Origin of the sequence: Megasphaera vaginalis (ex Bordigoni et al. 2020) (assembly GCF_900240295.1) — a bacterium.
GTDB classification, from domain to species: domain Bacteria; phylum Bacillota; class Negativicutes; order Veillonellales; family Megasphaeraceae; genus Megasphaera; species Megasphaera vaginalis.
Genome location: NZ_OEQB01000003.1, coordinates 139984 through 158845, shown reverse-complemented (window position 1 = coordinate 158845; position 18862 = coordinate 139984). Strand labels below are relative to the sequence as shown.

General features: G+C 48.8%; 19 protein-coding genes. 14 read left to right on the top strand and 5 right to left on the bottom strand.

All coding sequences use genetic code 11. From position 1 onward, the window contains the following. Positions 1-84: 84 nt before the first annotated feature. The 7 genes from C0977_RS04995 (at position 85) to dprA (ending at position 7412) form a co-directional block, all read left to right on the top strand. Positions 85-1731, top strand: a complete 1647-nt coding sequence (locus C0977_RS04995; RefSeq protein ID WP_231391284.1) for a malolactic enzyme — start codon at positions 85-87, stop codon at positions 1729-1731. A 201-nt stretch (positions 1732-1932) separates the two neighbouring features. After that, complete coding sequence (locus C0977_RS04990) at positions 1933-2478, top strand: acyltransferase (protein ID WP_200814222.1); 546 nt, start codon at positions 1933-1935, stop codon at positions 2476-2478. 256 nt (positions 2479-2734) lie between these two features. Continuing rightward, on the top strand, positions 2735-3631 hold the full coding sequence (locus tag C0977_RS11105; RefSeq protein WP_023053622.1) for a LysR family transcriptional regulator: 897 nt from the start codon (positions 2735-2737) through the stop codon (positions 3629-3631). Between the two features lie 166 nt (positions 3632-3797). Then, positions 3798-3965: a hypothetical protein gene (locus C0977_RS10845; RefSeq protein WP_023053595.1), complete on the top strand. Its 168-nt coding sequence runs from the start codon at positions 3798-3800 to the stop codon at positions 3963-3965. Between the two features lie 439 nt (positions 3966-4404). Then, positions 4405-4773, top strand: coding sequence for a YraN family protein (locus C0977_RS04980; RefSeq protein WP_023053573.1), 369 nt, complete (start codon positions 4405-4407; stop codon positions 4771-4773). Between the two features lie 10 nt (positions 4774-4783). After that, entirely contained in the window at positions 4784-6301 is a 1518-nt protein-coding gene (locus C0977_RS04975) for a YifB family Mg chelatase-like AAA ATPase (RefSeq protein WP_101912634.1), read from the top strand. A 4-nt stretch (positions 6302-6305) separates the two neighbouring features. Then, a complete protein-coding gene (gene dprA / locus C0977_RS04970) occupies positions 6306-7412 on the top strand; it encodes a DNA-processing protein DprA (RefSeq protein ID WP_023053606.1) in 1107 nt (368 codons plus the stop codon). Between the two features lie 218 nt (positions 7413-7630). On the opposite strand, the gene C0977_RS04965 is transcribed toward dprA, so the two are convergent. The 4 genes from C0977_RS04965 to C0977_RS04950 form a co-directional block, all read right to left on the bottom strand. Continuing rightward, the gene (locus C0977_RS04965) at positions 7631-8476 is read right to left on the bottom strand and encodes a formate/nitrite transporter family protein (RefSeq protein WP_101912633.1); all 846 of its coding nucleotides are present in this window, start codon (positions 8474-8476) and stop codon (positions 7631-7633) included. A 342-nt stretch (positions 8477-8818) separates the two neighbouring features. Next, a complete protein-coding gene (gene panD / locus C0977_RS04960) occupies positions 8819-9202 on the bottom strand; it encodes an aspartate 1-decarboxylase (RefSeq protein WP_023053403.1) in 384 nt (127 codons plus the stop codon). Further along, complete coding sequence (gene panC, locus C0977_RS04955; RefSeq protein WP_023053406.1) at positions 9199-10053, bottom strand: pantoate--beta-alanine ligase; 855 nt, start codon at positions 10051-10053, stop codon at positions 9199-9201. The genes panD and panC overlap by 4 nt, the downstream gene beginning before the upstream one ends. Before the next feature lie 59 nt (positions 10054-10112). Further along, positions 10113-11072, bottom strand: a complete 960-nt coding sequence (locus C0977_RS04950) for a bile acid:sodium symporter family protein (protein ID WP_023053410.1) — start codon at positions 11070-11072, stop codon at positions 10113-10115. Positions 11073-11466: 394 nt separating this feature from the next. On the opposite strand from C0977_RS04950, the gene C0977_RS04945 reads away from it, so the two are divergent. Continuing rightward, on the top strand, positions 11467-12114 hold the full coding sequence (locus C0977_RS04945) for a hypothetical protein (protein ID WP_023053398.1): 648 nt from the start codon (positions 11467-11469) through the stop codon (positions 12112-12114). 11 nt (positions 12115-12125) lie between these two features. Continuing rightward, a complete protein-coding gene (locus tag C0977_RS04940; protein ID WP_023053417.1) occupies positions 12126-13160 on the top strand; it encodes a threonine aldolase family protein in 1035 nt (344 codons plus the stop codon). Between the two features lie 890 nt (positions 13161-14050). Here the strand turns inward: C0977_RS04940 and C0977_RS04930 are convergent. Beyond that, entirely contained in the window at positions 14051-15589 is a 1539-nt protein-coding gene (locus C0977_RS04930; protein ID WP_023053412.1) for a hypothetical protein, read from the bottom strand. 235 nt (positions 15590-15824) lie between these two features. Here C0977_RS04930 and C0977_RS04925 point away from each other — a divergent pair, with 235 nt between their 5' ends. The 5 genes from C0977_RS04925 to scfA all read left to right on the top strand — a co-directional run bounded on the left by C0977_RS04925 (position 15825) and on the right by scfA (position 18805). After that, positions 15825-16631 carry an ADP-ribosylglycohydrolase family protein gene (locus C0977_RS04925; RefSeq protein ID WP_023053415.1) on the top strand — a complete coding sequence of 269 codons (807 nt, stop codon included), beginning with the start codon at positions 15825-15827 and terminating at the stop codon, positions 16629-16631. Positions 16632-16637: 6 nt separating this feature from the next. Then, positions 16638-17474 (top strand): ATP-dependent sacrificial sulfur transferase LarE, encoded by an 837-nt coding sequence (larE, locus tag C0977_RS04920; RefSeq protein ID WP_023053404.1) that lies wholly within the window; start codon positions 16638-16640, stop codon positions 17472-17474. A 5-nt stretch (positions 17475-17479) separates the two neighbouring features. Then, entirely contained in the window at positions 17480-18115 is a 636-nt protein-coding gene (gene nth, locus C0977_RS04915; protein ID WP_023053413.1) for an endonuclease III, read from the top strand. Between the two features lie 89 nt (positions 18116-18204). After that, complete coding sequence (locus tag C0977_RS04910; RefSeq protein WP_023053408.1) at positions 18205-18600, top strand: DUF2262 domain-containing protein; 396 nt, start codon at positions 18205-18207, stop codon at positions 18598-18600. A 64-nt stretch (positions 18601-18664) separates the two neighbouring features. Then, positions 18665-18805, top strand: coding sequence for a six-cysteine ranthipeptide SCIFF (gene scfA / locus C0977_RS04905; RefSeq protein ID WP_071784755.1), 141 nt, complete (start codon positions 18665-18667; stop codon positions 18803-18805). Positions 18806-18862 lie beyond the last annotated feature (57 nt).

Here is an 18862-nt window from a genome sequence, read left to right as displayed (position 1 = left end):
TTTGCAGGAAAGGGATTCTCTTCGCAAGAAGACAGCCTTGTGGAGCGCGAAGAATTTCGCAGCTATTCGTAACTATAGGAGGGTATGATGAGGAAAAAAGGGTACGAATTATTGAATGATCCCTTTTTAAATAAGGGAACGGCTTTTACGGAAGAAGAACGACATGCGTACGGGCTTGTCGGCATTTTGCCGCCGACGGTCCAGACTTTGGCCGAACAAGAAAAGCAGGCTTATGATAATGTCCTGATGAAACCCGATAGGAGTGAAAAGAGACATTATCTGATGAATCTATTCAGTCGTAACAGGACGCTGTTCTATGCCCTGTTCAGCCATCATCTGGAAGAGTTCCTGCCGATCGTTTATGATCCGGGCATTGCCGAAAGCATTCGCAACTACAGCGAATTTTTTATTACACCGCAGAATGCGGCTTATTTGACGATCAAGCATCCTGAACAAATTGAAGAAGCGTTGTGTAATGCGGCTGACGGCAGAGTTATCGACTTGATTGTCGTTACCGACGCGGAAGCGATTCTCGGCATTGGCGACTGGGGGACAAACGGTGTCAGCATTTCTACCGGCAAACTCATGGTTTATACGGCCGCTGCCGGACTTGATCCTTCTCGGGTCCTTCCGGTCGTTATCGATGCCGGGACGAATCGGCAAAGTCTGATCGATAATCCGCTTTACCTGGGGCTGCACGAACGTCGCGTGAAAGGAGCGGCCTATGATGCGTTTATCCACACCTTCGTTGAAACGGCGGAACGAATCTTCCCGCATCTCTATCTTCATTTCGAAGATTTCGGCAGAGATCATGCCGCCAAGATCCTTTATCAGTACAAAGGACGATATGCCGTTTTTAATGATGATATCGAAGGTACCGGGATCGTCACTTTAGCCGGTATTTTGGGCGCACTCCGTGTTTCCCGGCAAACGCTGGCGGCCCAACGGTATTTGTGTTTCGGCGCCGGTACGGCTGGCTGCGGCATTGTCAAGCGTATTTGCCAGGAAATGTGTGCGCAGGGACTTGGTGAAGAGGAAGCAAAAAAGCGCTTCTATCTCGTTGACCGGCAGGGGCTTTTATTTGAAGATATGGCTGACTTGACGCCGGAACAACGGCTTTTTGCAAGGCGGCGTGATGAATTTCTCCATTCCGATGAGATAACGGATCTGGCTGCGGCAGTGCGAGCTGTTCAGCCGACGATTCTGGTCGGTACTTCGACACAAGGCGGCGCCTTTACGGAAGGTATTGTCAGAGAAATGGCTTCTTATGCGGAACGGCCTATTATCTTCCCTCTGAGCAATCCGACGGAGCTGGCTGAAGCCAAGGCTGCCGATCTGCTTGCCTGGACGCAGGGGAGGGCGTTGGTTGCCACCGGCGTGCCGACGCCGCCGGTCCGTTATCAAGGAATAACGTATACAATTGGACAGGCGAATAATGCCCTAATTTATCCCGGGCTCGGGCTTGGTGTTATTGCCGCGCGAGCGCGGCTGCTGACGGACCGGATGATCTCCGCCGCGGCTCATTCTCTGGGCGGTATCGTCGATCCGGCAGCCGCAGGGGCTGCTGTGTTGCCGCCTGTGTCCAAGTTGCACTCGTTTTCTGAAACGATTGCGCGCAATGTTGTGGCCGCAGCAGGTGAGGAAGGGGTCAATACCGTCGATGTGACGGATCCCGACGATTGCATTGGCAAGGTGAAATGGCTTCCGACGTATAAAGAGATGACGAAATAACGTGTGCCGTGAGCGTGGGGCCCGTCATCACGGCTCCCGGTGATGGATAGGGACGATGCCTGTTGTATCGTCGAAGTGCACCATGCTTTTCCTGTATGCGTTTACATCTGCTGCTAAGTATTGGCTGGATTCGAAATTATATGCCATAATGAACGGCATGTAGTAAGGATTATCATACTTGAAAGGCACGGGATGGGAGAAATGAAATGTACCGGATTAAACGTCGACATGAGGAACTACACGACAGATGAAAAAGAAGAACGGAAACGAGAGGAACAGCAGTTGTTTTCTCTGAATCATATGATGCCCTTAACGGCTGCGTATGACGAGTTGCTGCAGCAATTGTTTGGGAACAGATTGGGCGAGGGAAGTCGTCTTGTCGCTCCTCTGCATGGCACGGCATTGCACAAGATGCGTATTGGAAAGGGCGTGTATATCAACAGTAATCTCCTGGCCATGGCAAGAGGCGGAATCACGATTGAAGACGATGTCCTGATTGCTGCAAACGTTCAGTTGCTTTCCAATAATCATGATGCATATGAACGTCAAGTGTTGGTTTGTAAACCGATCGTAATCAGAGAAGGCGCCTGGATCGGGGCAGGTGCCACCATTTTGCCGGGCACATGTGTCGGCCGGCATGCAGTCATTGGTGCTGCTTCCGTAGTTACTGCCGATATTCCCGATTACGCTGTTGCTGTAGGGAATCCGGCGACGGTTATCCGATTTTTAGACTCCCGTAAATTTTAAGGAGAATAAAAAACCGACTCGAGTGGTTGAGTCGGTTTTTTTGTAGTCGCTTACGTCTTCTTAAAAAGCGACGGTTAGTGCTGTCGTTTTTCCTCGCGTTTGGGTTGTGCGCTCTTATGTCATGCCCGTTGCCGGGAAAATGCGAAATGCAGAGAAAATTTTCCCGGCAACGTTGGACAAGGCGAAGTAGGTGTGATACGGTATATCATAAGAGAGAACAGTTGATAAAGGACGTGTTCAGATATGGAGGGGACTAATGGAGCTTCGTGTATTGCAGTATTTTCTGACCGTAGCCAGAGAAGAAACGATTACTAAAGCCGCCGATGCTTTACATATTACACAGCCGACGTTGTCCAGACAATTGAGTCAGTTGGAAGAAGAGTTGGGCGTTGTTTTGTTCAGCCGCGGCAAACGCAAAATAACCTTGACGGAAGAAGGCATTTTGCTACAGCAGCGGGCGAAGGAAATAACGGAGTTAATTGAGAAGACGGAACGGGAATTGACAGAACAGGATTCGCTGATCAATGGAACGATTACATTTGGCTGCGGTATTTTTAAATCGTGTGAATACTTTGTGCAGCTTATTCAGTCGTTCCGCACAGTATATCCGCACGTAACATTTGATTTCTATACAGCTAATGCCGATGTCGTGGAAAAGCGGATGGAGCAGGGCCTAACCGATATCGGTCTCTTGATGGAACCGATTGATGTCGAACTGTTTAATTACATTCGCATGCCTGAAGCAGATCGGTGGGTTGTGTTTATGCGCCGGGATGATCCTTTAGCCGCCAAGGCGAATATCTGTGTAGATGATCTGATCGGTCCCATACCCCTTGCTGTTCCACGGCGGCTGAAGGTGCAGGGAGAGTTGATGAACTGGTTCGGCAATAAAATCAATGAAATGAATATTGTCTTTACCAATAACTTTCAGATGATCAGTATGATCATGGTAAAACGACATATGTGTCGTTCCATTTCCATCGAAGGCGCCGTCCCGTATTTGGACAATCAGCTGTTTTGCAGTCGGCCCTTATCTCCAATGTTGGAACAACGGAGTGTGCTGGCCTGGAAGAGGAGGCAGAAATTCAGTATTACGACAAAAAAATTTATCGACTTCGTACAAAACTGTACAGCGAATGATAAAGAGAGATAACAAATGAAACTGCGTCGTACGCCGCATCGGCCGGACGCGGTTTTTTTATGCTTTGAACGTATACTTTATCGAAAACAAAGAGCATTGGTAATGATAAAAAAGCTGTGTCATAATTTGATTGTAAGGATAATGAAGGATAAGCATTGGTTTTCAGAAAGGAGTTTATATGAAACGATTTGGGATTTCGCTTTTCATTATGACCGGATTTATCACTGTTTTAGTGAGCAATATCATCTTGACGGATTTGGTACGGGGAACATTGTTGCAAGGTTTTTTCTATGATTTGATGATGGCCGGTGCGGCTTCGGAATCGTGTCTCTTATCCGGAATATGAAAAAGCATCTCTCGATGGCGACAAAGCTGTAAAAACATAGACACGGAGGAATCGTTTATTGTGATCAGAAGCGGCGGAGAGCACGAAAAATAAAGGATGAAGCAGTAAAGCGAAGACTGCTTTCAGCAAGGATAAAATCGTCATTTTGCCAAAATTGAATGCAAATTTATCTTTATAAAAGGTTGCAAGAGAATAACGACCTTTCGTTATTCTCTTGCAACCTTTTTTTTGAGTTCGTTAAGGCGTTGGGGAGGACGGAAATGGACGTCGTTCCTTCGAAAACGTGTATCGATATTTTGTTGCATGGGGCATTAAAATATGCGTCGCGAATGGCGTATTTATCAGAAAAACTTGCGTTTCTCATCAAATTTTAATCGAATTCTAATCTTATTCTCATTTTCGTTTGCTATAGTAGGGATAAAAAGGAAGGAGTGGAGGAATGGATACTGACAAAGTGTGGGGGAAATCGGGAGAAGATCTGGCTGCCGCTTATTTACAAGAGAAAAAAAGATATCGGCTATTGACACGAAATTTTCGCTGCGCCTGCGGTGAAATTGACATTATTGCCAAGGATGGGGAAACCGTAGTTTTTGTTGAAGTAAAATCACGGCGGTCCTTGTCTTATGGCCGACCTTGCGAAGCCGTCAGCCGACGTAAACAGGCAAAGCTGCGGTATACGGCGGAAGCGTATCTGGCGGCGCGCGGTATGTGGCAGAGTCCCTGCCGCTTTGATGTCATCGAGGTTTTCGCTCATCCGCCGCGACAGCCTTTGGTTCATCATGTGGTGAATGCGTTTTGGATAGAGTAGGAGGCGAATGATGTTTGCAAGAATTTACGGGGCTACCGTATTCGGTCTTCACGGCAATATCATTACCGTTGAAACGGATATAGCCAATGGACTGCCTGCCTTTGAAATCGTCGGCTTGGCGGCGACGTCGGTAAAGGAGTCGAAAGAACGCGTGCGGGCTGCCGTCAAAAACAGCGGTTACGAGTTTCCCATGCGTCGCATTACCGTCAACTTAGCACCTGCCGATCTGAAAAAGGACAGTGCCGGTCTTGACCTGGCTATTGCTGCCGGCATCATGGTATCGAGCGGGCAAGTGTTGCCGGAGTCTTGTGCTAAAATGGTCTTTATCGGTGAATTGGCTCTTGATGGAACGATACGGCCGGTTTCCGGCATTCTTTCCATGGTACTCCAAGCTGCCGAAGCGGGATTTGAGCGGGTCCTGATCAGTGAGAAAAATGTGGCGGAATCCCTTCTCTGCGATGCTGTGGAAGTCTATGGCGTCGAGACGCTGAGTCAGGTCGTACGGCATTTGGCGAAAGTGCGGGAAGTGCCGCGCCGTCACCGGCAGCAAAGTGAGCGGAAAAAAGCGGCTTACTCCGTCGACTTTGCGGAAGTACAAGGACAGTTTGTGGCGAAACGGGCCTTGGAGATAGCTGCGGCAGGCGGCCACAATGCGCTTATGGTAGGGCCTCCGGGAGCGGGGAAAACCATGCTGGCAAAGCGACTGCCGACGATTCTGCCGCCAATGAATCTGCGGGAATCGTTGGAAGTGACGAAGATATACAGTGTTGCCGGGTTGTTTAAGGAAAATGAGCGGATTTCGGAGAGACCTTTTCGCAGTCCCCACCACACGATCTCTCCGGCGGGGCTGGTCGGCGGCGGTACGATTCCCAAGCCGGGGGAAGTGACGCTCAGCCATAACGGCGTTCTTTTCCTCGATGAATTCCCCGAATTTCCGCGACATGTTTTGGAAGTGCTGCGGCAGCCATTGGAAGACGGCATCGTCAATTTATCGCGTGTCAACGCTACTTTGACCTATCCGGCCCGGTTTATGCTGATCGCCGCCATGAATCCCTGCCCGTGCGGCTATTTGAACGATAAGGACCATGCTTGTTCCTGTACATCTGGTGAGATCAGACGGTACATTCGAAAAATATCGGGCCCCTTGTTGGATCGCATCGATCTGCATGTTCGCATTGAGCGGCCGAAATATGCGGAGCTAAAGACCGAGTTGCCGCAAGAAGCGTCGGAAGATATTCGCGATCGCGTTATTACCGCTCGCCGGATACAGGAAGAGCGGCTGAAATCATACGGCATATCCTGCAACGCCCATATGGGTCACCGGGAAATCAAGGATACGTGCCCATTGGCGGGAAAAGCGGAAAAACTGCTGTCCGACGTGTTCGAAAAGCTGAAACTGAGTCCGCGCAGTTACGACAGACTGATCAAAGTATCCCGTACCATCGCGGATCTTCATGAGCGGGAAATTATCAGCGAAGAGGACATTGCCGAAGCGGTAAGTTATCGTGATACGCTGCAGAGGATGTGAAACCGTGGCACCGTGTGCAGAGGAAGACAAAATCTATCTGGCAGCACTGCTCTCCGTACCGCAGCTGGGCGGCAAACGGCTACTGCAGCTGCTGCGCCGTTTTGGCTCTTTGGCGCAGATATGGCAGGCCGACGGTTCGATAATCAGGAAAACAAAAATTTTGCCGCCGAAAGCTGCCGATTCTCTGCAGGCAATGCGCGCTTCCTTTGCGAAGGAAACATTTCAGGAAAAATTGGAGACTGCCGGAGCCAAGCTGATTACCCTTTGGGATGAAGCCTATCCGGTCTTGCTCAAAGAGACGTATAATCCGCCGCTCCTTCTTTATTGCCAAGGGCATTTGCCCAAAACGGACCGAATCGTGGCTTTCGTCGGCGCCCGCAAAGCGACGCCGTACGGACTGAATACGGCGCAAACGCTGGCGGAGCAGTTGGGGCGAAGCGGCGTTGTAATCGTCAGCGGCGGCGCCAGAGGAATTGATACCAAGGCGCATATCGGAGCGATGAAGGGCAAGGGACAGACCGTCGTCGTTACGGCCAACGGCCTGGATCGCTGTTACCCGCCGGAAAATAAGCGCCTTTTTGCCGATATACTGGCACAAGGCGGCGCCGTTATCAGCGAATACACGTTTGGTATGGAACCGTTGGCTCAAAACTTTCCCGCTCGCAACCGTATTATTGCCGGATTGTCGCGCGGTGTCGCCGTCATTGAAGCCGATCTTCGCAGCGGCTCGCTGATTACGGCGGATTTCGCGCTGGAAGAAGGGCGTGATGTTTTCGCCGTACCCGGCAGTATTTACTCACAAATGAGTAAGGGAACGAATCAACTGTTGCGCAAAGGGGCGATCGCTTTGACGGCCGGGCAGGATATTCTGGCTGAATACGGATGGGATAGTGTGCGTTCTGAGACGCGCAGCATGCAGGCGTCTCTTACCTCTGCAGAGCAGGCGCTACTGGAGAAGATACGGCCCGACGAGAGCGTTACGGCGGAACAGTTGGCGGCGGAAACGTCATTACCCGTTCCCGAATTAATGCGGCTGCTGTTGCAGTTGCAAATGAAGAATGTCGTAGAGGAAATTGCCGGCAGTGACTATATTCGTAAAGAGACGGTCTGATGACGGAAGGAGCGATCCGAGTGGTACCATGACGGCTGTCCTGTAGTGACGGAAGGCATGATAAACGGCTGTGCCGCCGTCGACGACAGGAAAATCTGTTTTTCTTTAGTCGTTTTGTTGACGCATCGGTATTTTTTTTGAAAATTGTGATTAATGAATAAAAAGCCGTTACGCGCCATTATCGGCGGTAACGGCCCTGACAGGAGAATATCCGGCAGCTATGACCGTATTTCTTTACTGATCTGGCCATAGATTAACAAGGTGAATACAGCTGTGCCGCCGAGAATATTTCCCAATCCTGTAGGGAGAAGGAAGCGGAAGAGACCGTCACATAAGGTGGCTTGCCCGAGAAAGATTTCATAAGCCATCTCACAGGAGCCGACGATAACGTGCGCAAAGCCGCCCAGTGAAATGAAGTAGATGAAAAACATGATCATGAAAAGGCTGAAATGACCGGCTTGCGGCATGGCCCAGACGATGGCGGCAATGAGAATACCGGCAGGAATGCCGCGGATGATATTATCCGGAGCCGGAGCGGACATTATGTGTGACGCCACGGCATGAAGGGCTGCCGCGAGATCCGGCGACATGGCGTAATGCGTGGTCAGGAAGTAGGCGGCAAGGGCCGTCCCGAGAACATTGAAGAGGAAGACGATCGTCCAAAGGCGTAAAACCTGCAGCAGACGAGACCAGGACCATTCGCTTAACAGCGGGACCATCGTTGTGATCGGGTTTTCTGTAAACAGCTGCATGCGCCCTAAAATGACGATGATAAAGCCGACGGTGTAACCGAAGCTAGTTACGACAGTATGTGTAGTATACATATAAAAAACGGAACGAAAGAAAAAAGAAAAGGAAACGAAAATACCGGCAGCCAACGCCGAAAAGGCAAGGGACTGCAGCGAACGCGTCAATTCTTCTTCTCCTTCTTGACGGATAATTTTGAAGAGAATTTGCGACGATAATCGCTTGTGTTCTTCCAAAATCACCTGTTCTTCCGGCGACAGCTGAGAAACGAATTCGGCAGAATGGGAACTTTGATTTGATGACTGTATCGTATTCATCGGATAAACCTCCTTTATCGCAGTTAGAGAATATTAGGTAATACAAAGTTATACTATAAATTCAGGTCTTATAGTATGACGATAGGGTAAAAAACAGTATAAAATGAATTGCGCCGTCAACTGTCGCGGCAAAGGCGTTAACGGGATAAAATTTCTGTACGACAGGTGTCTATTCGGTAAATAAGCGAGTGGCTGTCAATAAAGAGACGAAGCGGCTATACCACTTTGTCACGATGGAGCTGTTTGCTTTCAGAAATGACAACCAATAAAACGTGCCGCAACAGAGGAAGCTCCCTTTCTCCTGTTGCGGCACGTTTTATTGGTTGATTTACTGCAGCTATATCACGGTATCATGCCAGGGTATTCGACGGTACGAACTTCGTTTTCCCTGTTATTTTTATCGACCATGACGACTGTCGGTTTGTGCGTTTGTGCTTCTGCTTCGGTAAAGAAGGCGTAACACATGATAATGACGCTGTCGCCGACTTGTACACAACGGGCAGCGGCGCCGTTAAGGCAAATTACGCCAGAGCGGCGCGGCCCCGGGATGACATACGTTTCGAGTCTGGCGCCGTTTTCGTTATTGACGACTTGGACGCGTTCGTTCGGCAATATATGGGCCTTTTCCATCAAGTCTTCGTCAATCGTAATGCTGCCCATATAGTGAAGATTTGCTTCCGTGACGGTGGCGCAGTGGATTTTTCCTTTTAAGAGATTGAGGATCATCGGGCGCCTCCCAGCAAGATATTGTCAATGAGACGTGTACTGCCGATGAAGACGGCAATGGCCAGAATGCTTTCCTGACCGAGTTCAGCTACCGGCTGGAGAGAAGGGAAATCATAAAGTTCGACATAGTCGATCACGGCGGACGGCTCGGATTGCAAGACGTTGCTGGCGATTTGCCGCAATGCCCGGCTCCGCCGTTCTCCGCATTCGTAAGCCTTAGCAGCGGACTGCAGACTGCGGTAGAGGACGACGGCCTTATCTTTTTCTTCTGAGGACAAGTATTTATTGCGTGAACTCATTGCCAAGCCGGACGCTTCCCGATGAATCGGAACCATGTTAATGCGAACGGGAAGGTTCAGATCTTTGACGAAATTTTTCACGACGACGACTTGTTGGGCGTCTTTCTGGCCGAAGAAGGCCTCATCGGCGCGAGACAGATTCATGAGCTTTACGAGGACTGTGGCGACACCGCGGAAGTGGGTCGGTCGTTTGGCGCCGCAGAGAATTTGCGTATAATCGCCTTCGACGTTGACGTAGGTGCTGTATCCTTTCGGATAAAGCGCTGCCACTTCCGGATGGAAAACAGCGTCAACGTGATGGGCTTCCAACTTGGCGCAATCGTCGGAAAAGGTGCGCGGATAGGCGGCGTAGTCTTCATTGGGGCCGAATTGTACGGGATTGACGAAAACGGAAGCAATGACGGTATCGCAGCGTTTGCGGGCGGCGTCCATCAAGGTCATGTGTCCGTCGTGCAGGGCTCCCATCGTGGGGCATAAACCGATCGTCTTGCCTTCTTTTTTTACGGCAGCCGTATATGCTTGTATTTCGGTGATAGTAGTTAAAATTTTCATCTTGAGACTCCTTTTATGACGGCCCGTGCAAGTGCAGGCAGCTTGCACGGGCGCTGTTTTTAAGATTGTACCGTGCGGGCTATGGCGGGCATTTCCTTTTTGTCACTGTAACGAACGAAATAATTTGCCAAAAGCGAGCCGGAAATATTGTGCCAAACACTGAAGATAGCGCCGGGGATCGCTGCGGCAGGGTTGAAGTACATAATCGCCAGGGAAGCGGCCATACCGGAATTCTGCATGCCGACTTCGATTGAAACGGTTCGTGCCTTACGTGAGTCGAGGCGGAAAAGGCGGGCCGACATATAGCCTAAGGCCAATCCGAAACTGTTGTGCAAAATGACGATCACAGCCATGAGCAAGCCGACTTCCGCCAGCTTTGATGCGCTGAGGGCCACGACACCGCCGACGAGAAGCACGATCATAATGACCGATACGATGGGCATAATCGGCATGACCCTTTCGACAAAAGCGGTGAAAAAGTGCTGAATGACCAGTCCCAACATAATGGGCAAGAGTACCATTTTTAAAATGGAAATCATCATTGCGGCGAAGGAAACTTCTATCCAGGCACCGGCCAAAAGCCAGGTCAGCGATGGCGTAACAACAGGCGCCAACAATGTTGTCATCAATGTCATTGAAACCGATAAGGCGACATCGCCTTTGGCTAAATACGCAATGACGTTTGACGCCGTACCGCCCGGACAGGCGCCGACAAGGATTACACCGATTGCCAATTCCGGCGTCAAGGCAAAGAGCCTGATCAGGCACCATGCGGCCAGGGGCATGATGAAGAACTGTGCAAAGACACCGATAAAAACATCGCGAGGCCGTTGTAAAATGATTTTGAAGTCGCGGAATGTGAGCGTCATGCCCATGCCGAACATGACGATTCCCAGCATCCACGATACGTACGGGCCGACCCAGGTCAGCGACTGTGGACGAAGGGCGCCGGCAACGCCGGCCAACACGACCCAAAGGGCCATCGTACTGACGATAAACGAAAAGAATTTTTTAATCATAGAACCTCCCAATTTTCATATTGGGGCAAAAGAAAACAGAAAACGCCTTTCGGTTTTCGACCGAAAGGCGCAAAATGACACGTATAACCTGCAAAATTTATGCATACCCAAACGGGTATGAACATACTATACGTATTCTTGTTGGTTACCTTTCTGTCTCGGTCCGAAGATCCAAGCAGATACAACAAGTGAAAATAATATCCGAAAAAGTATAACTCACCATGTGATGTTATCTTTTGCCTCGCCCGTATGGTAGCATGAAAATCGATGTATTGTCAATGTGAATAATAGAACAAATAGGACTGAAAGTAAATTATCCTGTTCCTTTTTGACACAATATGGCAAATAGAATACAATAACAGTATCTGTATAAAAGCAAAGGAAGTGTCCTTTTATGAAGCTGAAAATGATGGGAACCGTCTTGCTGGCAATTATCGCTTTGACAATGCCCGTCCTGGCCAAAGACAAGGAAATGGGTAAGGTCACGCCTGTCGCTTTGCGTAACTGGGGTGTCATTGACCTGCCGCAGAATATTCTTCTCGGAAGCGGTACACAACCGACTTTGACGGCGCAGGAAGCGGGCAATGATATGATTTCGCTTCTGCAGCGCATTTATCCGGCAGTGATCGAGTCCTATCAAATCGTTGAAAAAGATAATGCTGCTTTTCAATACGGCGTTCTGCTGCATACGACGCTGAGTAACAGTGATGTGGCGCAAATGATCGGCGCCGGCGGCACTGCGGATGACTTGGCGGCAGCAGCAACGGAGCGGCTGAAAACACAGCTGCCTTATGCGTTTCGCCTGACTCGGCCGCTGGCGGCGAAAAAAAGTAACGGCAATACTTTTTACGAAGGCGCTGTAGCGCGCAGCATGATCATTAACCGGGAATATTTCACAGAAAATATCCGCATCATTGCCTGGCAGCATGGCAGTGTTACGGAAATTATTTTGATTATTGCCGCCGGAGACGGAAACGATCAATTTTTGAATACCGTGACAGGTGTTCTGGAGAACATGAAGCAAGTTTCGAGCCGTAAATAGGAGGAGTCCGTATGATTCGATTTGAATGTGATTATCTGGAAGGAGCGCCGCAGGAAGTCATCAATGCCATCGGCAAAGTGAATTTTGAACAAAATCCCGGCTACGGCGATGATTCTCATTGTGCGCGTGCGAAAGCATTGATCAAAGAAGCCTGTGCGGCAGAAGACAGCGAAGTGTTTTTTGTTGTCGGCGGCACACAGGCTAATTTGACGATCATTGGGGCGGTACTGAAAAACTATCAAGGTGTAATTGCGCCGGTTACCGCTCATATTAATTGTCATGAAGCAGGCGCTATTGAAGCGACGGGGCATAAGGTTCTGACTGTTCGCACGGCAGACGGAAAGCTTTTGCCGGAGCAGATAGACAAGATTTGCCGTGACTATTGGAATGAAACGCATTGTACGCATATTGTGCAGCCGGGCATGGTCTACATTTCCCAGACAACGGAAGTGGGAACCCTTTATTCTAAAGCGGAAGTGGCGGCTATCTATGAAACATGCAAAAAAAATAAGCTCAAGCTGTTCATTGACGGCGCGCGCATTGGCTATGCCGTTCAGGCGCCTGGCAGCGATCTGACCCTTGCCGATCTGCCCCGTTGCTGCGACGTTTTTACCATTGGCGGCACGAAGCAAGGCGCACTTTTCGGTGAAGCTGTCGTCGTCAATGACGAAGAGCTGAAAAAAGAATTTCCCTATCACGTGAAGCAGCGAGGCGCATTACTTGCCAAAGGCTGGCTTTTAGGCGTGCAGTATGAAGTCCTTTTTACGGACAATCTCTTTTTGAAGCTGGCAGATCACGCCGCCCAATTAGCCGTCAAGCTTCGTGAAGGGTTTAAGGCGGCAGGTTTTGAGTTTTTGTACGATCATGAAACAAATCAGCAGCTGCCGGTTTTTACGCCGGAACAGGTTAAGAAACTCAGCCGGAAGTATACCTTTGACCACTTTGCCGATATGAAAGACGGTAGGATTGCCACGCGCTTCTGTACCTCTTGGGCGACGCGTGAAGAAGCGATAGATGCTTTGTTGGAAGATATCAAGACATTGTAAACGTTTCCATTTAGGGAGATGATAGCAGATGAAGCGTGTCTATTTCAGGGTTGCAATCGCTTTTATCTGGTTTTTGGCAATGATAGTTAACTTGCTTTCTCATGGAGAGACATCAATTATTCTTTTTTATGCTTTTGTTGGGAGCTGTTTTGTCTTTTCATCTTATCGGGCGTATAAGTCGATAAAATAAAAAGGCAAGTTGTATAACATATGGCGTTTGCTTTATAAAACAGTTTTGTACACTTGTACTTAGTCAATCGGACGGATTCGGATTCTGGACAGATCGATTGTTTGTTCAACGAGGCAACCGCTTTCGGAATTTATTGCGAAAGCGGTTGCTTTTTTGTGTCTTTTTCAGTCAATGATACTCTTGCTTTTAGTGAAAACAACTTTTTAACTGTCGAAAAACAGGATGTACTTTCTATTATTCTCAAAAATTATGTTCTTTCTATCTACATCGGATTTTTATGACCAGTTGGTAAGTGGTAGCACTATAATAGTATCCTGGTTATCTTGGTTAGGAGGCTTTACTCGCTATCTTAAGAGATCACAAAAGAGATTTTCTTTTGAAGCCATTCATTGTAAGGACAATGCATGGCTTATGCGGGCCGCATTTTATTTGTCGGCAGATTTCGTCAAACAACTGCCGTTCACAATCGCGAGTACAATCATTTTTTCGACGTTCTTTTCATTCTAGTTGTGACATCTGTTTGACAAATATACATTTTCCGCTCAATACCGTTGTTTACGTCATCATAAAAGCGGAAAACGGCAGTTTTACAATGACATGAAAAATGAAATTTGAATAGTAAAAATACATTTCCGTTCCATCTTCACCGTACTCTCGGAAGAAATTCGGAAGGATTAGAATTGTAGTCTTTATTAAGGCGCTACGTGTTCGCGGCTTTTGTCAGGTTGTCAAGGCTGTTTTCCATGGACTTCCAGCTTTCTTTTATGTTTGCCAGGTTTTTGGAAAGAGACTGGTATACTGGCGCTGTTTGTGTCGTATAATTTTTAAGATTATCGATGTTGTTTTTGGTCGTGTCAATATTTTCTTGAATGGCCGTAATGTTTTCGGCGTAGTCCGGTTCTGCTGTAAGGGTTAAGGATGTGCCGCCGGGGAAAAAGAGTTCTACCGTACCTATTTGCACGTTCCCGTCAATGATATGGAGTGCGTCTGTCTTAACATCGCCGACATGGGTGCTGATGATGACATCATAAAAATCCAACGTTTTATCGCGGTTGCTGAAGCGACCTTTCAAGTAATTGAAATGAATGGGGAAATAATATCCTTTGCCGGAATGGAAAGAACCGAAGGTAGTGAGATGACGAGGATCGCCGTCACATTCCATGGCTATGTCCAGATCGACAAGACAGTAGAATTGCATTGTTTTCAGCGCCGGACGGCTGTCTAATCCGGTACCGTTGCCGTAAATATGATAGGCTCTGGTTTCGATGTTGTAGTCTCCATACGCTTGCAGTTTTCCTGTATAGACATTGGCTGTCACATCAGAAAAATCAAGACGGGAGTTGTGGTAAACAACATTTCCTTTGACGTCGGTAAAGGAGAGTGCAGGCAACTCGAGTTTATCCATCCGCAAATGGCCTGTTGCATAAGGCGCCGTTATGGGGCCGTTTGCACGGAAAGTCAGGGTCATTTTGTCGTGAATCGCTGAGCCGAAGCCGAGTGATGACGGGTCGATGCCTAATAGAGAAATACTCAGATTCAGGATGGGAATTTGCGATTGCAAGTCGATAACGCCTTTTATGGCGGCGCCGTCTCCGACGGCAGTGCCACCGAAAGGACCGGCGGAAATATCCAGATCCAGACGTTTATCGGTATCGAGATGCAACGTTGTATTTAAGGCCGGTAAAATATAATGTTGGTTTCGATGGTATGATTCCAGCCTGCAGTTGTTCAGCGTCATCGTCAGTTTTATTTTGTTGCCGTTCCAATTCAAATTGCGGATCCGGTCTTCCCATGTTTTGCTTTCTTGCCGGTCCTGCTTAGCGGTTTCCGAGGCAATGACGTCAAGGTGCATGTCATTATCGAAATAAACAGCCAAAACGGCGTCATTTAAGGTGACTTCACGGAGTGTCGTGGACTTTATGGAATGGCTGATAATGTCCCAGGGATTTACGCGGAATGATCCTGTCGGTACGGCGGCGATCGTCCTGCCTTCGCTGTCTGTCCACAGCAGATCGGTGAATTCGACTTCACCGGTTATATCGGCCGAAATCGTATTGACGGTGACGGTGCCGCGTAGCATCGTTTGCTTGGCCATTTCCTTGTTGAAAATGAAAGCGGCGGCGTGACTGGCTGCGATTGCGAGAAGCAGGATTACGGCAGCCGTCAAAACGGTTACGGCCAATAAGGCGTAAAACCACTTTTTGTGCAATTGATAGTAATGATGCAGGTTGGTTTTCACGGATTCCTCTCCTTTATTTTCTTAATTATATCATAAAGTTTGTGTGTTTTGAGAGAAAATTTCTCAATTGAGTAGGCGATGGAAGTGAAGGCGCATGACTTTGGCGACGGGTTATCATATTGGTTTCAAGATTCAGATGTATTCACAGAAAGGAAAGCATCTTTTTGGCAGTTCAGCGGGAAAGTGGCGTGGTGATGTGGTATAATAATACAATATTGAGAGGGGAGGCGTTCGTATGTTAGGGACCATTATCGGCGATATTGTCGGTTCTCCGTATGAGCACAGCAGCGAGCCGATGAAAAGTAAGGACTTTCCCTGGTTTACCGAACAGTGCCGGTTCACAGATGATACGGTAACGACGGTAGCCGTGGCGATGGCCATACTGGAGGGAAAGCAGGCGCCGGGCGGGTATACAGAGCCGCTGCGGCGACAGTTGAAATATTGGTGCCGCAAATATCCCGATGTCGGCTTCGGCAGTTATTTTCGTGCCTGGTTTCTCCGTGATGCCGACGAGCCTTACGGCAGTTACGGCAACGGCGCCGCTATGCGTGTAGCGCCGGCTGCTTGGGCGGCCCGCTCGATTGCCGAAGCGCAGGAACTGGCAGAGCTTACGGCTGTTGTAACGCATAATCATCCGGAGGCGATCAAGGGCGCCGTGGCAGTGTCTTCTGCTCTGTACATGGCCCGTACCGGCAGCGATATGCAGTCGATTCGAGCCTATATACGCGCTCATTTTTATCCTCTTCGCGAAAAACTTGATGAGATCAGACCGTCTTATTTGTTTACGACGCATACGGCAGAGAGCGTGCCGCAGGCGATAGAGGCTTTTTTGGAAAGCGATTCCTTTGAAGATGCCGTAAACGGGGCCGTTTCACTCGGCGGCGATACCGATACGCAGGGGGCCATGGCAGGAGCTATGGCAGAGGGGATGTACGGCGTTTCTGCCGGTTGCTGGGAACGGGCCGTCAGGTATTTACCGCAAGATATACGGGAAGCTGTGAAGCAATTTCAACGCATTTATATGAACAGTATTCTCGATTAGAGAGGGATGATTCTGTTGTTAACGGAAGAAATAAAGCGGAAATTTGAATACTTACAGTGTATTTTACGGTCTATGGGCAGCGTCATTGTCGGGTTTTCAGGCGGTGTTGACAGCACCTTTTTAGCGTATACGGCGCATGCGGTGCTGGGTGATAAGGCATTGGCCATAACAGCCGTTTCACCCACATTGCCGCAAAGGGAGGCCGCTGCGGCAGAAAAGATGGCGAAAACTATCGGCATACGTCATTTGGCTGTAGCATCGAGGGAATTCGAAAACGGCGATTTTGTGGCAAATCCGCAGGACCGCTGCTACCATTGCAAAAAGATACGCTTTTCGGCCTTGGTCGATATGGCGGCTGAAAAAGGGTATGAATGGGTCATTGACGGCGGGAACGTAGATGATCTTCGAGATTATCGCCCCGGCATGGCTGCATTGAAGGAATTGGCCGATCATGTACGCAGTCCGATGATCGAGGCGCAGCTGACGAAGGCCGATATTCGCCTTTTGTCACGTGCCTTTGGGTTGGAAACGTGGAATAAACAAAGTGCGGCCTGTCTGGCCAGCCGTATTCCGTACGGTGTTGAACTTACCCCGGAGCGGCTGCAGCAAATTGATCGGGCCGAACAGGCTTTGTTGCCGTATATTCGAGGGGCCCTTCGAGTCCGTTATCATGGCGATGTCGCACGCATCGAAGCGGGGCCTGACGAGTTTCCGGCTGTTTTGGCACAGCGGCAGGATATTGTCGCCGCTGTCAGAAAAGCGGGCTTTACCTATGTCGCATTGGATTTGAACGGCTATGAAATGGGCAGCTTAAATGAACTGATCCACACGACGGAGGGGTGAACAAGATGGTGATGACGAAAAAGAAAAAAATGGAAATGCTGCAACGTTTTCAAGCCGAATACGGGATCATGAAACCGGCCCTGCATTATGGGACGCCTTTTGAATTGCTCGTTGCCGTCGTTTTGTCGGCGCAGTGTACGGATGAACGGGTCAATATTGTGACTGCCGGGCTTTTTCCGGAATACAATACGCCGCAGAAGATGTTGTCGTTAGGCGTTCTCGGATTGGAAGAGAAAATACGTACTTGCGGGCTGTACCGCAGCAAGGCTAAAAATCTCATGGCGACGTGCGCGATTTTATGTGAGACGTATCACGGGGAAGTGCCGCGCGACTTCGACAGTCTCGTAACCTTGCCGGGCGTCGGCAGAAAGACGGCGAATGTGCTGATCAGCGTGCTTTTTGACATTCCCGCTATTGCCGTTGATACGCATGTCTTTCGTGTCGCCAATCGGATGCAGCTGGCAGTCGGAAAAACGCCGTTGGAAGTAGAAATGGGCCTGCAGAAAGCAATACCGAAGGAATGGTGGAGTCGCGCTCATCACTGGCTGATCTGGCATGGTCGACGTATCTGTAAAGCGCGAACGCCCCTTTGCGAAGAATGTTTCCAAAGCGATCTCTGCCCCGGAAAAGAAAAGCGCTGAAATAAAATAGTTTTATTGACAAACGATTTGCCCATACGGTAAGATAACGTTGCCGGTAAAACGGCCATGCAAATAGGGGAGGTCCGCTCATGAATTTGGAATACGTAAAAGGCAGTTATCTTGATGAAATCATGTTTGAAAATAAACCTGTCTTATTCACCCTTGAAGGCTTGGGAAAAGGTAAAGAGGAAGAGGCCTGCCGTTACGGGCAGGAAATCTGGGACTGGATCCTGGCCCATCGCTCACGTGTCATGGCTCATGCGCCGTTGATCGCCAAATTTAAGAATGAGAAATGGCGTTGCGAATGGGAAGATGAAATTACGCCGGAACAGGTGCGGTCCTATTTGAGCAGGATCAATTCCGTATATGTGACATACGGAAAAGGATTTGATATCTTTTTTGATACAAGCGACATTTTTCAGGAACATTCCATTGTCGTATCCATGGGAAAGAATTTTCTTTTTAAAGGGTTTCGCCTGCTCTGATATATTGTAGAAAAAATAAAAATGTGATACAATGAATGCGATTTCAATAGTGAGGTGAATATAGATGGCAAAGCATATCATTACGATTAACACGGAATCGATTCAGAAGACGGCCCAATACGCCGGCTGCAGCGAATGCCAGACCTCGTGTCAATCTGCTTGCAAGACATCCTGTACGGTAGGCAATCAGGTTTGCACCAAATAAGTTCGTTTTTAAGGGGACACCCTTTACCGAGAGGTAAAGGGTATTCTTTTTATGTGG